This window comes from Bacillus sp. S4, from assembly GCF_040838205.1.
GTDB classification, from domain to species: Bacteria; Bacillota; Bacilli; order Bacillales; family Bacillaceae_G; genus Bacillus_A; species Bacillus_A cereus_U.
This window is the reverse complement of record NZ_JBFPJI010000441.1, coordinates 1-2300: the sequence shown is the minus strand read 5'-3', so window position 1 is coordinate 2300 and position 2300 is coordinate 1. Positions and strand designations below refer to the sequence as shown.

Below are 2300 nucleotides of genomic sequence, written 5' to 3'. Positions count from 1 at the left end.
ACTTATTACATAATAGGAGGAAAACATGAGTGCTATAGCTGGCATTATTCACTTTAATAATGAGCCTGTGTCGATTGAACATGGAAGAGGAGTAATGAGTTGTTTAAGTAAATACCCTGCTGATGATATTCGAATATGGCACAAGAAAAATATATTCTTTGGCTGTCATGCACAATGGATCACACCAGAATCAATCGGTGAACAATTACCTTATTATGATGTTGAAGCGAAATTAATTATTACCGCTGATGCAATCATTGATAATAGAATTGAGTTGTTTGATAGGTTGCAAGTGGATAATGTTAAAAGAAAAGGGATGGCTGACAGTGAATTGATTTTACGTGCTTATCAAAAATGGGGAGAGGAGTCCCCAAAGTATTTAGTCGGTGACTTCGCCTTTATGATTTGGGATGAACGTAATCAAAAATTGTTTGGTGCAAGGGATTTTTCAGGAAGCCGAACTCTTTATTATTTTCGTGACAATCAACGAGTCGCTTTTTGTACGATAATAAGCCCGCTATTATCATTACCGTATGTACGTAAAGAATTAAATGAGCAGTGGTTAGCCGAGTATTTGGCGGTATCTGGCATGATAGATGCAGTAGATACTTCGATCACACCGTATAAACATATAGAACAAGTACCCCCAGCACATAGTATTTTGATAGATAAAAATAAAATAAAGCTTATGAGATATTGTACTCTAACTGTAAATGAGAGGCTGAAATTAAAGTCAAACGAAGAGTACATAGAAGCGTTTCAAGAAGTCTTTCAAAAAGCGGTAGATGCTAGATTACGTACACGCCTTAATGTAGGTGCTCAGTTAAGTGGTGGATTGGATTCAGGGGCTGTTGTCAGTTTTGCAGTTAATACAATGCGGAAAGAAAATAAACGGTTACATACTTTTAGCTATATTCCACCACATGATTTCGTAGATTTTACACCTAAACAGCTAGTGCCTAACGAGAGTGTGTATATCAAATCAACTATAGAACATGTAGGAGGAATTAGGGAGCATTACTTAGATTTTAAGGGGAAAAATTCCTATTCAGAGATAGATAGTTTTTTAGAAATACTAGAGACGCCATATAAGTTCTTTGAAAACTCATTTTGGTTAAAAGGGATGTTTGAAAAAGCTCATGAGGAAGGTGTTGGAGTATTATTAAATGGTGATAGAGGGAATTTTACCATTTCGTGGGGATATGCCTTAGAGTACTATGCTATCCTGTTAAAAAAACTGAAATGGATTCGTCTTTATAAAGAATTAAATCAATATAGTAAAAATACAGGTGGAGATAGGTTACGCAGAATACCAGATATATTTAGGGCGGGATTTCCGATTGTGGATCGGATTTTTTCGCAAAATAAAAGGCCGATGTTAATCAATCCGGAATTTGCAAAGAATACAAGGGTTTTTGAGAAGTTTGAAGAATATGGGTTAGAACAAACAGGGTGGTATTCTGAGTCAAATATATATGAGGAACGCCGAAAGCATTTTGAAGATGTTTTTCATTGGAATGCAGGTAGTACACTTGCAGCAAAATTATCTTTACGCTACGGATTATGGAAGCGTGATCCAACTAATGATATACGTGTAATTCGTTTTTGTTTATCAGTACCTGAAGGACAATATGTGCAAAATGGATTAGATCGAGCTTTAATCCGAAGATCTACAGAAAAAATGCTGCCAGATAAGGTCAGATTGAATCAGTGTACTAGAGGTGTTCAAGGGGTTGATTGGGTCCATCGGATGATTCCACATTGGAATACATTTATAGACGAAATAGAGCAACTAAGCATAGATAAAAAAGCTTTAGAATATTTAAATGGTCGGGTCATAAAAGAAGCTCTAAACAAAGTTAGAGAAGATATGCGACCTGAAAATGCTATTAATTTTGATTATAAAGTTTTAATGCGTAGTTTAATTGTTTATCGATACATTAAAACATTTATTTGAAGGGGGGTGATAATATGAAAAAAGAATGGGAGAAACCTATTTTAGAGGTATTGGATGTGAAGATGACAATGTTAGGGAAAGATGGCGACTTTACTGATGCAGCTTTTCCTGACAATACTCCTAAGGGCAAGTTAACTTTTAGTTAGATGATAGAAATAAAGTATTTCATTTATTTTATTCAAATGTTCAAACCGAAATGGATTTTGTATATTTGAAACAATATGGATTAATTTACATGCTAAATCTCCTTGTACGTGAAAATGTATAAGGAGATTTAATATTACTATCGTTATATTGGGGTGAACAAGATGTTAATGACTAAAACCGATATAGTATATAAAGC

The 2300-nt window shown here is 34.6% G+C and carries 2 protein-coding genes; both read left to right on the top strand.

Features of this window, described 5'->3' with window-relative positions; genetic code table 11:
* Positions 1–25: 25 nt before the first annotated feature.
* The gene (locus AB3X48_RS21325) at positions 26–1957 is read left to right on the top strand and encodes a lasso peptide isopeptide bond-forming cyclase (RefSeq protein ID WP_367959915.1); all 1932 of its coding nucleotides are present in this window, start codon (positions 26–28) and stop codon (positions 1955–1957) included.
* Between the two features lie 14 nt (positions 1958–1971).
* Complete coding sequence (locus tag AB3X48_RS21320; protein ID WP_246908629.1) at positions 1972–2103, top strand: paeninodin family lasso peptide; 132 nt, start codon at positions 1972–1974, stop codon at positions 2101–2103.
* Positions 2104–2300 lie beyond the last annotated feature (197 nt).